Origin of the sequence: Nodosilinea sp. FACHB-141 (assembly GCF_014696135.1) — a bacterium.
GTDB lineage: Bacteria > Cyanobacteriota > Cyanobacteriia > Phormidesmidales > Phormidesmidaceae > Nodosilinea.
The window spans coordinates 108,797-122,436 of the sequence record NZ_JACJPP010000022.1 but is presented as its reverse complement, the minus strand read 5'-3'; the positions used below and the strand labels follow the sequence as shown (position 1 = coordinate 122,436).

The 13,640-nt window shown below is 52.0% G+C and carries 12 protein-coding genes and 1 tRNA gene; 4 read left to right on the top strand and 9 right to left on the bottom strand.

From position 1 onward, the window contains the following. Window positions 1–184: 184 nt before the first annotated feature. The 3 genes from msrA (at window position 185) to H6F59_RS22895 (ending at window position 3,798) form a co-directional block, all read left to right on the top strand. Window positions 185–850, top strand: coding sequence for a peptide-methionine (S)-S-oxide reductase MsrA (msrA, locus tag H6F59_RS22905; protein WP_190706220.1), 666 nt, complete (start codon window positions 185–187; stop codon window positions 848–850). Window positions 851–1,464: 614 nt separating this feature from the next. Continuing rightward, complete coding sequence (locus H6F59_RS22900; RefSeq protein WP_190706216.1) at window positions 1,465–2,484, top strand: glycosyltransferase family 2 protein; 1,020 nt, start codon at window positions 1,465–1,467, stop codon at window positions 2,482–2,484. A gap of 69 nt (window positions 2,485–2,553) precedes the next feature. After that, window positions 2,554–3,798 (top strand): glycosyltransferase, encoded by a 1,245-nt coding sequence (locus tag H6F59_RS22895; RefSeq protein WP_190706213.1) that lies wholly within the window; start codon window positions 2,554–2,556, stop codon window positions 3,796–3,798. A gap of 1 nt (window position 3,799) precedes the next feature. On the opposite strand, the gene H6F59_RS22890 is transcribed toward H6F59_RS22895, so the two are convergent. The 5 genes from H6F59_RS22890 to H6F59_RS22870 all read right to left on the bottom strand — a co-directional run bounded on the left by H6F59_RS22890 (window position 3,800) and on the right by H6F59_RS22870 (window position 7,931). After that, a complete protein-coding gene (locus tag H6F59_RS22890; protein WP_190706210.1) occupies window positions 3,800–4,267 on the bottom strand; it encodes a hypothetical protein in 468 nt (155 codons plus the stop codon). Window positions 4,268–4,344: 77 nt separating this feature from the next. Beyond that, window positions 4,345–5,583, bottom strand: coding sequence for an alpha/beta hydrolase (locus H6F59_RS22885; protein ID WP_190706207.1), 1,239 nt, complete (start codon window positions 5,581–5,583; stop codon window positions 4,345–4,347). A 31-nt stretch (window positions 5,584–5,614) separates the two neighbouring features. After that, entirely contained in the window at window positions 5,615–5,905 is a 291-nt protein-coding gene (locus tag H6F59_RS22880) for a hypothetical protein (RefSeq protein ID WP_190706204.1), read from the bottom strand. Window positions 5,906–6,029: 124 nt separating this feature from the next. After that, window positions 6,030–7,073 (bottom strand): ABC transporter permease, encoded by a 1,044-nt coding sequence (locus tag H6F59_RS22875; protein ID WP_190706200.1) that lies wholly within the window; start codon window positions 7,071–7,073, stop codon window positions 6,030–6,032. A 9-nt stretch (window positions 7,074–7,082) separates the two neighbouring features. Then, window positions 7,083–7,931, bottom strand: coding sequence for an Npun_R2479 family HD domain-containing metalloprotein (locus H6F59_RS22870; RefSeq protein ID WP_073607346.1), 849 nt, complete (start codon window positions 7,929–7,931; stop codon window positions 7,083–7,085). 672 nt (window positions 7,932–8,603) lie between these two features. On the opposite strand from H6F59_RS22870, the gene H6F59_RS22865 reads away from it, so the two are divergent. After that, a tRNA-Gly gene (locus H6F59_RS22865) sits at window positions 8,604–8,675 on the top strand. 52 nt (window positions 8,676–8,727) lie between these two features. On the opposite strand, the gene H6F59_RS22860 is transcribed toward H6F59_RS22865, so the two are convergent. From H6F59_RS22860 to H6F59_RS22845, 4 genes are all read right to left on the bottom strand, one after another. After that, on the bottom strand, window positions 8,728–10,524 hold the full coding sequence (locus tag H6F59_RS22860) for a sensor domain-containing diguanylate cyclase (RefSeq protein WP_190706196.1): 1,797 nt from the start codon (window positions 10,522–10,524) through the stop codon (window positions 8,728–8,730). Between the two features lie 698 nt (window positions 10,525–11,222). Then, window positions 11,223–11,675 (bottom strand): YaiI/YqxD family protein, encoded by a 453-nt coding sequence (locus tag H6F59_RS22855; RefSeq protein ID WP_190706179.1) that lies wholly within the window; start codon window positions 11,673–11,675, stop codon window positions 11,223–11,225. Window positions 11,676–11,728: 53 nt separating this feature from the next. After that, a complete protein-coding gene (locus H6F59_RS22850; RefSeq protein ID WP_190706176.1) occupies window positions 11,729–12,136 on the bottom strand; it encodes a DUF4259 domain-containing protein in 408 nt (135 codons plus the stop codon). A gap of 212 nt (window positions 12,137–12,348) precedes the next feature. Then, on the bottom strand, window positions 12,349–13,236 hold the full coding sequence (locus H6F59_RS22845; protein ID WP_190706173.1) for a hypothetical protein: 888 nt from the start codon (window positions 13,234–13,236) through the stop codon (window positions 12,349–12,351). Window positions 13,237–13,640 lie beyond the last annotated feature (404 nt).

The following is a 13,640-nucleotide window of genomic DNA, read 5'->3' as shown; positions in this document are numbered from 1 at the left end:
TAGAGGCTATTTAATCTGCAAAAGCTATTGGTGCCTGTCGTGACTCCAGGTTTTTTTGATTGGGCTGCGATCGCTCATCATAACCCCGCCCCCCATGGTCCAGAGGCGCACCCTCTCTCAGGAAACACCAAGGTGTTGACGCTATAGTTGAGGTAGTTCTTCTACACAAACTGCAATAATTCCTATGGTTTTCTTTGGTTTAGGCAAAGGCAAAAAGTCAGAGATGCCCGCTCCTAACGAGGCACTGCCGGGTAGAGCTACAGCTATGCCCGTACCCGAAAAGCACTATGTCAACGGCAACCGTCTGACTCCTCCTTTTCCGGCTGGCATGGAGTTGGCTCTCTTTGGCATGGGTTGCTTTTGGGGTGCCGAGCGCAAGTTTTGGCAGCTAGAGGGGGTCTACTCTACCTCAGTTGGCTATGCTGCTGGCTACACCCCCAACCCCACCTATCAGGAGGTGTGCTCTGGGTTAACTGGCCACAACGAGGTGGTGCAGGTTGTATTTGATCCAAAGGTAGTCAGCTATGAGCAAGTTCTTAAAACCTTTTGGGAAAGTCACAACCCCACCCAGGGCATGCGCCAAGGCAACGACGCAGGCACTCAGTACCGCTCAGGAATCTATGTGTACTCTGAGGCCCAGCGCCAGCTAGCGGAAGCCTCTAAACAGGCGTATCAGCCCGCGCTCAACGCCGCCGGCTATGGCCCCATTACTACTGAGATTTTGGAAGCTCCAGAGTATTACTACGCCGAGGACTACCACCAGCAGTATCTGGCTAAAAATCCGGGTGGCTATTGCGGCTTGGGAGGCACCAGTGTAGCTTGCCCAGTGGGCGTAGCAGTAGAGCACTAGCGCTATATCAAGCAGCTCATTCTTGAACTGAATTACCCCTGATCATGTATGGCTGAGAAAACATGCTAGTGCCTACATGATCAGTTTTTTTTAGGGCAAACTATACCTAGGCAGTCCCTAGTTTTAATATTAGAGTTTAGGGGTTTGGCTTGAGCATCCTAGCAATACCTAAGCTTTCTCGAAAAATGACTAAGGCTATAACTCAACTAAAACCTCGGCGAATTATTAATTAACTATTATTTAAAATTTACTACTACTAAAAATTGACTTCCATAATAAAACACCCTCGATTCTGACACTTAGACTCAAGGAAAAAGACGAAAGGTAAGACCGCCCTAAAAATGCTGTGCAAGAGCAAAACACTGCTTAGAAAAGCGAGACTAAATTCTTTTAACTACGCTTCTACTCAAGTGAACAGAGTGTCTTATTTCCCCCCTCTACTGGAAATACTTTCAGAAGTATTGATTCTATCCCTTCGTGCAGCAAATTCAAGCTTTGGCTTTCACTATCGGCCTCGATGAAGCCTTGGTAAATTTCTTAGTATTGACCTCGGCATTTCATGCATAAGCCTGTATTTTTAATGTGAGCTTCAGTCGTTAATTCTCCTGTTAGGTATGCATCAAATTGGCGTTGTGACGATTGGCCGCAATGAAGGTGAGCGCCTAGTTCGCTGTCTCAGGTCTCTACAGGACAACGTGCCGTCGGGCAGTCCCATTGTCTATGTAGACTCAGGCTCTACCGATGGCAGCGTTGCTAAAGCTCGCGAAATGAGCATTCATGTTGTCGAGCTCGATATGTCTGTGCCGTTCACCATGGCACGGGGGCGCAACACAGGCTTTCAATACTTAGCCGAGCACTTTCCTCAGCTTACCTACGTACAGTTTATCGACGGCGATTGCGAACTCCTGCCCAACTGGATAGAGGCAGCTGTGGGGGCCCTAGAGAGCAACACTACCCTCGCCATTGTCTGTGGGCGACGACGCGAGCGCTTTCCTGACGCCTCTCCCTACAACCGCTTGGCTGACATAGAGTGGAACACACCCGTGGGTGAGACCCGAGCCTGTGGCGGCGACATGCTAGCTCGCGTAGAAGCCATTAAAGCTGTGGGCGGCTACAACCCTACGATGATCTGCGGGGAAGAGCCAGAAATGTGTATTCGTCTCAGGCGAAAAGGCTGGAGAATAGAGCGTATTGACGCCGATATGACCCTACACGATGCAGCTATGACTCGCTTTGGTCAGTGGTGGAAGCGATCGATTCGTGGGGGCTGGGCGGTTGCAGAAGGAAAAGCCATGTATGGTCAACCACCTGAGTCATACATGGTCAAGGAAGACAAAAGCGGCTGGCTGTGGGGGGCCATAGTTCCGGCTCTGGCCATTGGCCTAGCCTGGCCTACACACGGGCTAAGTCTCTTGCTGCTGCTAGGCTACCCGGTCTTGGGATGGAAGATTTATAAATATCGCCACAGTCAAGGCGACGAGGCTAGAAACGCTCGGTTGTATGCTTTTTTCTGCACCGTCTCAAAACTCCCTCAGGTGCTTGGGCAAGGCCGATATTGGCTCAACCGCTGGCGCAAAAAGCCAGCTACGCTGATTGAGTATAAGCCTGTTCCAATGACAGGCTCAGGGTCTTAAAAAGAACCCTAAAATCGCTACTTCCCTATTTTTCTTCTATTTTTATCATTAGTAATGGCGAGAAGCCCCATGCGTATTGCCTACTTTACCGGTACCTATCCTAGAGCCACAGACACGTTTATTCAGCGTGAGGTTGTAGGGCTTAGAGACCTAGGGTTGGATGTCTTCACCTTTGCGGTACGCCGCCCCGGAGATGAAAATATCGTAGGCCCTGAGCAAGCTGCGGAGCGATCGCAAACCCGTTACCTACTACCGTTCAACCTAGGTCTGCTGATAAAGGCCCATCTAACATTGCTGTTAGGTAATCCGAGCCGCTACTTGAGCAGCGTTAAGCTGGCTTGGGCCACGAGCCAGCCTGGGCTTAAGGGCTTTCTCTACCAGGTAATTTACTTTTTAGAGGCAGGCATCCTAGCTCACCTGATTACGACCCAAAATATTACCCATCTGCATAATCACATTGCTAGCTCTAGCTGCACGGTAGCGATGTTAGCGGCCGAATTGGGTGGGTTTACCTTTAGCTTTACAATGCATGGCCCCCACATCTTTTTTGAACCCTACCGATGGCGGGTGGATGAAAAGATTAAGCACGCTAAATTCGTGGCCTGCATTAGTCACTTCTGCCGCAGCCAAGGCATGATTTTTTCACGCCCCGATCAGTGGGACAAGCTGAAAATTGTACACTGCGGGGTTGACCCCAGTTTGTTTGAAACGGTGACTCATCAGGGGATAGGCAAACGTCTGCTCTATGTGGGTAGATTAGCGGCTGAAAAAGGTTTGCCGGTTTTGCTAGAAGGGTTGACAGAGCTGATCAGCATTGAACCTGACGTGATTTTAACCGTCGTTGGTGACGGCGCCGATCGCCTGCTATTAGAGCAGCAGGTGAGCGACTTAGGATTACAGAACCACGTGCGCTTTTTGGGCTATCAATCTCAGTCGGCGGTGAGAGAACATCTCAAGAACACTGACATATTTGTGCTGCCCAGCTTTGCTGAGGGCATCCCCGTTGTGTTGATGGAAGCGATGGCGGCGGGCGTTGCGGTCGTCGCCACTCAGGTTGCAGGGGTGAGTGAACTGGTGCATTCAGGGGTAAATGGCTACGTGGTGCCGCCTGGCGATCGCCAGGCTCTGTCAGAATGCATTAGTTTTCTGATGAAGGATGCCGATACCCGAAATCGTCTGGGCGCTGCGGCTAGAACCAGGGTCGAGCAAGAGTTTAACGCTTTGACAGAAGTTGAGAAACTCTACAAACTCTTTGCTGGAGAAGCTTACCAGCCAGTAGCGTCGGTTGATGCGGACACTAGTGTTGTTATCTAAGTTAGCTTGGGTTAGTTGCCCCGTTATCTGCTGCAGTTAAGACCGGGGTTGTTTGCCACTGAAGGGCATCGCTAGTCTGGTTGGGAACCGGCTCTAGCAGCAGCCACTGGTCTTTGGTTGCGCCCCGCTGCAGGTAGACTTCAAAATCTCGGGTCTGGCTGCGTTGGGCACTGGTCAAGTTGCCCCCTCTGAGATGATAGGTACCAGCTACTTCTACTGTGGGCTGCCCAGCAATCTCAGACCAATGGTGATCGGTGATGCGGATGCGACCCACCTCAGCTCGGTCGGTGGGAGCGGAGGAAAACTGCCGGTAAAGAACCGTTTGGGTCTGAGAAAGCTTTTGGGCAATCGCCCCTTCAACCACCGCCCTAGGCGGTTTGGGGTTAATTAGCCCGCACCCCAGCAGCGACAGGCAAAGCACACTAATTAGAACCCATCGGATTGGCCGCATCGATGCCATTGTCCCCATCGAGCATCTCTCCTTTAAAGCCGCTACCTTCAGGCTACTGCCTTACGTCCCCAGAAGAAATGGGTGGGGATGAAAGGCTAGGGGTTGGGACGCAGCGCCCAGGCCAAAAACCGCTCGGTGTGATACAGAGCAATTTGGTTGCTGGGGCCGCGAAACACGGCATCAAAGGAATGTTCGGCCCACGGTAGGGCAATCCACGCTGTCACATTACCGCTGGCTTGAAGTTTTTCGTACAGTTGCCGACCATAGCTAGGTTTCACCACATGGTCGCGCTGACCGTAGATCAACAGCGTTGGCGGTAGCCCCGGCTTGACGGAGAATATCGGTGAGGCCTGCTGGTAAAGCGCGGGGAACTGCTCTGGGGAGCCACCCAAAAAAGTTTCTAAGACGGCGCGAGTATCAATGGGGTCGGGTACTGGTGGGTCGTAGTAGCCTGCCGACAGATTGACCGGGCCGTAGTAGTTAACCACCGCTTGTACGGGAAGTCCCTCCGGTGCAAAGGCGGCCAGCATGGCCAGATGGGCTCCAGCAGACCATCCCACCAGGGCAATGCGGTTGAGGTCAATGCCATAGTCTGGGGCGCGATCGCCCACCCATTCCAGAGCTGTTTGCACATCCTCAAGCTGGGTTGGGAAGCGGTACTCAGGTGCGTGGCGATAGTCGATGGCCACGACCGTATAGCCCTGGGCCGCCATATAGGCGCTAAACCGGGTCGTTGCAGCGGGTTCTCCACGTTGCCAAGCGCCGCCGTAGATGGTGACGATGGCAGGGTGCAGATCCGGCTGAGTGGGAGATTGGGGCGGCTGGTAAATGTCCAATGCCAAAGTGGCGCCGTCCGGGGTTAAGACGGTCTGGCGCTGTGGCTTGATGGCAGGCTCTGGCAGCCCCTGGATTAAATCCCTCAGGATGAAAGGGCGCGATCGCAGCAAGGGCCGTACCTGAGCCGGAATTTGGCTGCTGTAGTTTGCTCCTAATGCCTTTTGCATTTGGGCTTCTGCCTGCTGCACCGTAGCAGGCAGTTGCAGCAGCGGCAGGCTACTTAGCACCAGGCCGGTAGCACTGAATCCTAGGGTTAGGAGCCACACAAAATCGCGCGATCGCCCCCGATCGCCTACTTTCGCCCCCCGCAGCACCAAGGCCAACGCCAGCACGATTCCCTGACCCAGCAGCAAAAAAGGGCTGACCTCTGGAGCCCCCACGCCTAAGGGCAATAGAGAGAAGGTTGGTGCGGGAACGACAATCCAGAGGCTTAAAAACAGAGCGATCGCGGCTAGTGCTGCGATCGCCCAATCGACCAGTTGCCACAGAACTACCATGCAGGGGCTAGCCGTCCACTATGTTGTGCCCCTAGATTCTAGGCCGCCCAACTAAAAGCCGATTTAGCAGCGCCAGAATCAGGGTAAAAATAGTGGCTCCGATGATCGACCAAATGATTGGAAAGGACTGCCCTCCAACTTGCAGGGCAAACAGCTCTGGCAAGCCTAGATTGCGGGCAATCAACACGCCCAAGTACGACCCGATAAAACCCACCACAATCGAAGTTAGGCAGCCCCCGGCTGTATAGCCAGCTAACGATTGGCCAATGCCACCACAGATAGCCGCCACAATCAATAAGACCAGTAGCTCAATGAGTTCCATTAGCCACCTTCAGCCTCAACAATCAGCAGCATAGTTTTGAGCTAGCCAAGCGGCACCTAGCACAAGACATAGCTTTTGAAAAATCTCACAGCAGAGCCGCAAACAACCCAGCTGCTTAACCTAATTACTGCTTCAACGTTCGAGGATCTAAGGCATCGCGGAGACCATCGCCTAACAGGTTGAATGCCAAAGACGTTACCACGATCAGAATGGCTGGAGGCCACACTAGCCAGGGCTGGAGAACGAGAATAGACGCATTCGTCGCTAGGGTAAGCATATTGCCCCAGGAGGCATCGGGCTGCTGAATGCCTAAGCCAATAAAGCTCAATACCGCCTCTGCCAAAATAAAACCAGGGATCGCTAGGGTGGCGGCGATAATACCGTAGGTAGCGGTTTGGGGCAGAATGTGGCGAGTGATGATGTAGAGCGATCGCCCCCCCATCACCCGGCTAGCCTGCACAAACTCCTGCTCTTTGATCGACAGCACCTGGCCACGAATGACTCGCGCTAGCCCAGCCCAGCCCACCAGCGACGTAATCAGCACAATCAGCAAGAAGCGCTGGGTGCTAGAGATGCCCGCCGGCAGCACCGCCGCCAGGGCTACCAGCAGATAGATGCTGGGGATGGTCATCAACACCTCCACCAGGCGCATCAGCACGGCATCGACCGCACCGCCAAAATACCCGGCCATGCCGCCCACCAGCATGCCCAGCGGGAAGGAGATAGCGATACCGATTAGCCCCACGCTGAGGCTAACCCGGCTGCCGTGGATCAGCCGACTGAACTGGTCACGGGCCTGCTCATCGGTGCCCAGCAGGTTGATGCGGGCGGGCCCAGCCGTGTCGAACAGGGTCAGTCGTCCCTTATCATTGCGGTGAAAAATCCGCAGGGCAGAGGGCTGGGTGCGATCGACGACAATCCTGCGTTCCCCAGTGTTTATATCTACTGGCCCTTGGGTGGTGGGATAAACGTGGGGAAAGAACCGCCCCGTTTCGCCGTCGCGCCAGTACACCTGGGTGGGCGGCAGCAGTGACCCGTTGAGCTGAGACTCGTAGGGACTGTAGGGGGCAAAGAAGTCGGCCCCTAAGGCCACGGCATACAGGGCGATCAGCAGGATCGCCCCAAGCTGGGCCAGACGATTCGTTCTAAGCTTGCGCCACCAGGTCATAGACGGTTATCAGGTGTGGATTACGGTTTGCTCGTTCTCCACCATAAACACATTTGAATAGAGGTTAGCAATTATTTGCTTACCTTCTTGGGTGAGCGATAGATAACGCAGCCCATCCTGGATGTAGGGATGCACCACATTCCAGTAAAACTTGGGATAGTTGGCCCGCAGATCGCCGGGATGATCGTAGCTCAGGTACTTGTTCTGCCCCGTTTCCTCAAACTCGTAGTACAGCGCCCCAATTTTTTTTAGATAGCGGGGGTCGCTGAGCTGACCGATTAGGTCAGCCGCCCGCACCAGGCCAGGAAAGTGTTGGGTATCTTGGTGATCTTCTTCCTTGGGCACCGGAAAGCGGGTCAGCTCAATATTGCGCTTGATAGCGTCGGCTTCAATCACCGGGTTGCCGCCGAAGCGTTCTTCAATGAATCGCTTGCCCCGATCGACATGGTATGGGGTAAGGGAGGCATCGGAGGCACCGGGCTGGAGCATGACCATTTCGTCGCCCTGACCTGTGGCGTAGAGGTGGTTACGGTCTTGGTCACTGCGGCAAACTCCTTTCACGTAGCCAATGTCATGGCAGACGAGGGAAATGATAAAGTGCATCCAGTCTTTGCAGGTGACGCCGCCTTCGCGAATGTGCTTGCCCCGCAAAATCTCTTGGCCCACTAGGGCGACTAAAACTGTGTGCTCGACGTTGTGGTAAAGCGCGTCGCTGTTGGCGATGTTTTCGAGCGCCATGCTGCCCGCCCAGGCAATGATGTCTTCATAGTCGGGGTTTTGGCCGCCGTAGGTGCGGTGGTAACCCACTCGCAGCTTGTCGACAAAGTCACTGATAAGGATTTCGGTGGCGTTAAACATTCCCAAGACCTGCCTTTTAAAGAGTCGAGCCGTTGGCGTGAGAGAGCAGTGACGACGGGGTGAACAAAGCTCACGCAGTATATATCTATGCTATTAGACCAAACCTTCCCTATTCAGGTGTGTGATTCAAATCAGTAAAAATCATGAGCTTGGCCCCTGGAAACTGGTTGAGGAAGCAATTTCCTAGATATATCAAGCGATCCCAAGGCTACGAGGCGTTAAGCCATCACGGAGAAATCAATATTTCGTAACCTATCTAGCCGCTAGCCAAAGGGCGTGACTGCGCAGAATCTCTATTCTTCTGCCCCTCTGGCGACCACAGCTGGTTCATCGGTGAGCAGGATTGACACACCTCATTACCAATGACCTCGATTGCGACCCTCACCGGGCTGGTGCAGATCGCCTTGAAACTAGAGCCGGGAGAGAAACCCGCAGCTCCATGACGCTCGCAGCGCTGGGAGCTTTACTACCTCTAACCCTGGTGATGTCAGGGTTGTTTACCTACATTACCTGGATGAATAGGGCGATCGCAAAGTGCTTGAGCCGTTTTAGCAATCCCCCTTAGCTCTAGCCCGCCTGCTGGATCAAAAACTTCGACAAAGGAATATACCTTGAACAAATAATCGTATAATGAAATTTCGCTAGCAACATTGCTTGCTCAGTGGCATCCTTGCGGGTGTAGTTCAGTGGTAGAACGTCAGCTTCCCAAGCTGAATGTCGTCGGTTCGAGTCCGATCACCCGCTTTTTTTAATTTTTCAATAACAAGAACTGGTGTTGGAACAATCGCGATCGCATTCATTGAGCGAGAGGCGCACAAACCACCGTATCGCGACCTTTCGCCTTTGCTTGATACAACGCTTGGTCAGCTCGACGGATGACATCTCGAACCGATTGACCAGCCATTGGAATCTGACTGGCAATGCCTAGGCTAATTGTGACGTAGGGATGCTCTGTTTGCATACACTTATTAGGAATTTGCAAACTTTTAACGGTTTCTCGAATTTCTTCGGCAATTTTGACTGCTCCCACTCGATCTGTGTCTGGTAAAACTACAGCAAACTCTTCTCCACCATAGCGAGCTAGAACGTCTGAGGAACGCTTAAGGACAAGTTGAGTTGCTCGCGTGATATCGATCAAGCATTGGTCGCCTGCTAGGTGCCCATAGCAATCGTTGTAAATTTTGAAGTAGTCAATATCAAATAAAATGAGAGATAAGTATTTCTCAGTTCGCAGCAATCGTTTCCATTCGCTTCTTAAGGACTTATCAAAAAATCGACGGTTCGAAATTTGCGTTAATGAGTCAAGATTACTTAACTCTTCTAACTTTTCGTTGGCCTGCTTAAGGGCTTGAAGGGCTTGGTCTAGTTGCTCGGCCTTAGAGTCAGCTTGGGCTAGTAAATCGGCATGGCGTAAGGCAACGCTAAACTGAGCCGCTAACTGTTTAATAAAATTAACTTCAGCTGGGTTCCAAGCGCGAGGGCGATCGCATTGATGGACGCAAAGCAATCCCCATAGGTCACCTCCTTTCATAAGGGGCACAACAATTTGGGCCTTGACCTGAAAACTCTTCAGTAGTTCTACGTGGCATTGATTGAGTCCAGCCTGGGAGAGCTCTGATATGACCTGTATCTGCCCCTGCTGATACCTAGCGGCATATTGACTGCCAAAGCAGTGATCGCTTACTTTTAGAGCGATCGCTGAATCGTATTCTGGCAATACATTCTCAGCGACAAACTCTCCGGAATTGTATTGAGAATCGATATCGAATTGAAAAATGGCAACTCGATCGGTGTGTAGAGCTTTGCGCACCTCGCGGGCTGTCGTTCTAAACAACGTGTTTAGATCGAGCGACTCACGAATGTCGGCAATCAGTTTAAACAAAATCTCTTGTTGCTCATTGAGCAGCCGCAAATCTTCGGCCTCGCGTTCGGTTGTCGCCATTAATTCAGCTTGTTTTACCGCAAATCCGAGTTGATTCGCAACTTGAGACAAAAACTGAATTTCTTGATGTTGCCATTCATAGGGTTGCGAATGTTGATAAGCAGCCAGTACCCCCCACAATTTTTGCCCAATGAAAATAGGTGCTGTAGCATAGGCACGAATGTGGAACTGCTCCAAAACCTCTATATGGCATTGCGACAGATCTGCGGCATAAATATCAGAAACTACCAAGCACTCATTGGCACGATATCGACCGCCCTGATGCTCTTGCAGATATGAATCATTCCAGACAGTATTCTGTCCTAGCCTGCCAAAATCCCAACCTGGTTCAGCAAATTCAAAATCTTCAACAAATTCTCCTCCCCAATCATCAAAAAAACGATAGACGGCAATGCGTTCTATTCGCAGTAACTTACAAGTTTCTTTAGTAGTAGTGCGAAAAATCATGTCCACATCTAAGGACGCTCGAATTTTGCTGATCACTCGGTAAAGCGCTTTTTCCTGGGCATCAATGGTCTCGAGCTGATAGCACTTATCTTGTAGCTGAGCCTCCAGCTGATCGATAGTTGGGATGTGACCGACCCAGCAGACCAAGTTGGCAATTAGCTTTGCCAGCCGCTTTAAGAGAGCTCGAAACTTGCTGTGGAACATAGTGTCGAAGATCAGTACTTACCAGGCTATAGAGGGGTGATGGCGTGTGTTATTAGCAGCACGAGAGACTGCCTGCACCATAGAGAGCAGTCATATGAGGGGTTATGTATTGCACATTACATTACTCCTCATACGTAATTCTGCCCCCTTAGGCTCTTCTATCATCTCTATTGACCAAGTAAAGTTCTGTGTCCTAGGTTTAAGTCTTGTAGACAAGCTAGTGTTTCCAGAGCAAAACAGACGATCCAACAACGCTTAAATCAAGTTGATTGGCGGCTAAAACAACAGGAAACCCAACATCACAGGTTCTGCCAAAGGTGGCCGTAGGGCAATCTTGAGTTTATGGAACTCGTAGCGTTGGTGAATGGCCCTTTATTTTGAAGTGTTCGTAAGGGATAAAGATTCAGGTACACAGGCCACGTCAATAACCATTAAAAGGCTGATGGCTACGGTCGTTAAAATAAGCTGCTTTTGCCTAGGTTCCATAGCCGCTCCTCAAATAATATCATCTGTGTTTTTGCGGCTAAACCTGTGAATCAACGCCACTGCTTCAGGTTTGCTTTGCTAGGCTTTGGCTTGATCTCACCCAAAGTTAGCTAAACTACCGATCGTCACCATCAAAGGAGAAGCTTATGCATTTAAACCTACGGCATTATGAGTAAATGAAGATTGCAATTGTGGGCAGTAATCGGGCATCACTACTTATTTCTGTGTTTGGTTAAAAAGCGATCGAGCTGATTGGCAAATGCCGCCGTATCTCTTTGGCTAAACGGAGGAGGGCCGCCAGTTTCTACTCCACCGCTGCGAAGCTCATTTAAAAAGTTTCGCATAGATAGACGCTCTCGAATATTGCCGCGATCGTAAAATTCGCCTCGAGGGTTGAGGGCATAGGCACCTTTCTCAATGGCTTCAGCCGCTAGAGGAATATCGGCTGTGATTACCAAATCGCCAGATTGTAAGTGCTGCACGATGTAGCTATCTGCTACATCTAAACCCGATCGCACCAGGACAGACTCAATGTAGGAAGAACCTGGAATTTGCAACTCTTGATTGGCGACCAAGGTGGTCTTGAGCTCAACCCGTTTGGCAGCCCGAAACAGGATCTCTTTGATTACATTGGGGCAGGCGTCGGCATCAACCCATATCTGCATAATCAGTGCTAGTGCCTATATCCTTGAACAACTCCGATAGCTAAATCAATTATTTATTCGCCAATGCGCGATCGCAGATTTTCTACCGACCCTAACCAATCCTCGTAATCGCCGCTATCTTGCCACAGTTCTAACATCTCCGAGTCTTCGCTCAAAATGCGATCAATGGCCGCCCGCGCCTGCGCCAGTAGTGTAGGCTCTGGCTGCACATTGACCTGCGCGACCCAATCGTCAACCGGTTCGGTGTAGGCATTGCGATCGCCCCAGTTACCGTTGAGTCGGGCAATCACCTCAATTGCCGCTAATGCGATCGCCGCATCCGCCGCATCTAGATAATCGCTCTCAGCTGACACCCCGTTGATAGCCGCTTCGACCAGCGATAGATCGTCAGATTTTGTCAGCTCAATGACCCAATCGGCGGCGTCATCATTGCCAAAGGCATCCACTGACCAAGTTCCCATGTCACGCTCCTAGATATCTACTCAATGACCAACTCACCCGATCATAAAACGAATGTTTAGGTTAATCGCCTGCGCTCTAATCCCACTGAATTGAGGAATAGAGCGCTAGCGATCGCATTGACACCGACTCCTGGTTGCGTGCGGTGTTTCACCAGCAACCTTGGGGATGCAGCACGCTACGCCCTCAAGGATTGCTGATTTAGCTCCGGTGTTTACTGAACCTCGGCTGTAAGCTCGCTCCAGGCCTGCACTACGGCTTGAAGCGCGGGTGGAGCATCGTCGATGGCCAGGTCAATGTAGGTGGTTTCGTAATGCATGGCCGATAGCTGCACCGTGGGGTAATCGGCAAAGGCCGCGTCGGTGATATAGCGCAGGCGATTGAGGTTGGGGAAGCGCTGGTCTTCTAAAACCTGTTCAAAGGCTGCTACTTGCTCTGCCGAGAGTTGCCGTTCTGACACAACCTTGCCGTTCTCTTTCCGCAAAAGTCGGCCGTCGGTGAGCAGCACAGTCTCCAATTGGGCACCAGTTAAGCTGCCCGACTCAACTGAGCGAAAGATATGAGCTTCGGGTTCCGCTTCCGGCTCAGACATCACTGGGGGAATAAAGTCGGGAATGAGACCGTTGCGGCTGATGGCCGTAGGGTTTTGCACCATTTCCCGGCCATCTCGGCGGGCATGGTAGACCCAGCTTTGGTCGCCATCGGTGACGACGAGACGCAGACCCGAAATGGCAATCATAGTGCAAAACTGGTCGGGCTCATAAATGCCCATGCAGCCATCCCAAGTAGCGGTTTCGGCGGCGGCAATACGTAGGCTAGAGATGGGGCGATCGACCTCGGAGGCGACGGTTCGCAAGATGCGACGGCTCATCGCTCGGGTAACCAGATCCTCAACTGTCGCTGCTTCCCAGTTGCCTGGACGGGGCTCTGGCTCTAGCGCGGGGCGGGGTTCTGGCTGGGCAGGGCGAGGTTCACTCTGCTCTGGCAATTGGCCGACTCCCAAGTTGGGGTCGATACAGGCCGCTGCCATGCCTTGAGTTGCGATCGTACCGAGGGCCAGCAGCGCGATTAGGGTTTTGGTTCGAAGAGGTAAGGGAGCCATAGTCTCAACAGTGTTTTGCTTTGCTCCATTACCATAGCCAGCCCCTTAGCGCTGCGAGGCGTGGTTACAAAATCGGTTACAGGATGGGCTCGAACGGACCAAGAAGCCGGTAGAGGCGGGTTGTGTGTGCCGCAAGGGGGGCAGTGCTTGAGCAACAAGTTATAGCAAAAGAACGAAAATAGAAGAGCGAAAAATTGAAAAGATGCTCAATGGGCTTGAGTCCTTGGCGTTTTGGGCTGCCTAGACTTCACCTCCTGCAGGCAAAAAAAAGCCCCTAGTAGGGGCATGGGCGCTGGCGGTGTCAGAAGGCTGACTATGGCTAGCTGGTCTTAACCGCAGCGCGTCGCCTTATTGAGGGGGGCTTTTGCCGCAAGTGGTGCTTCACACTGAGCGATCGCACACCT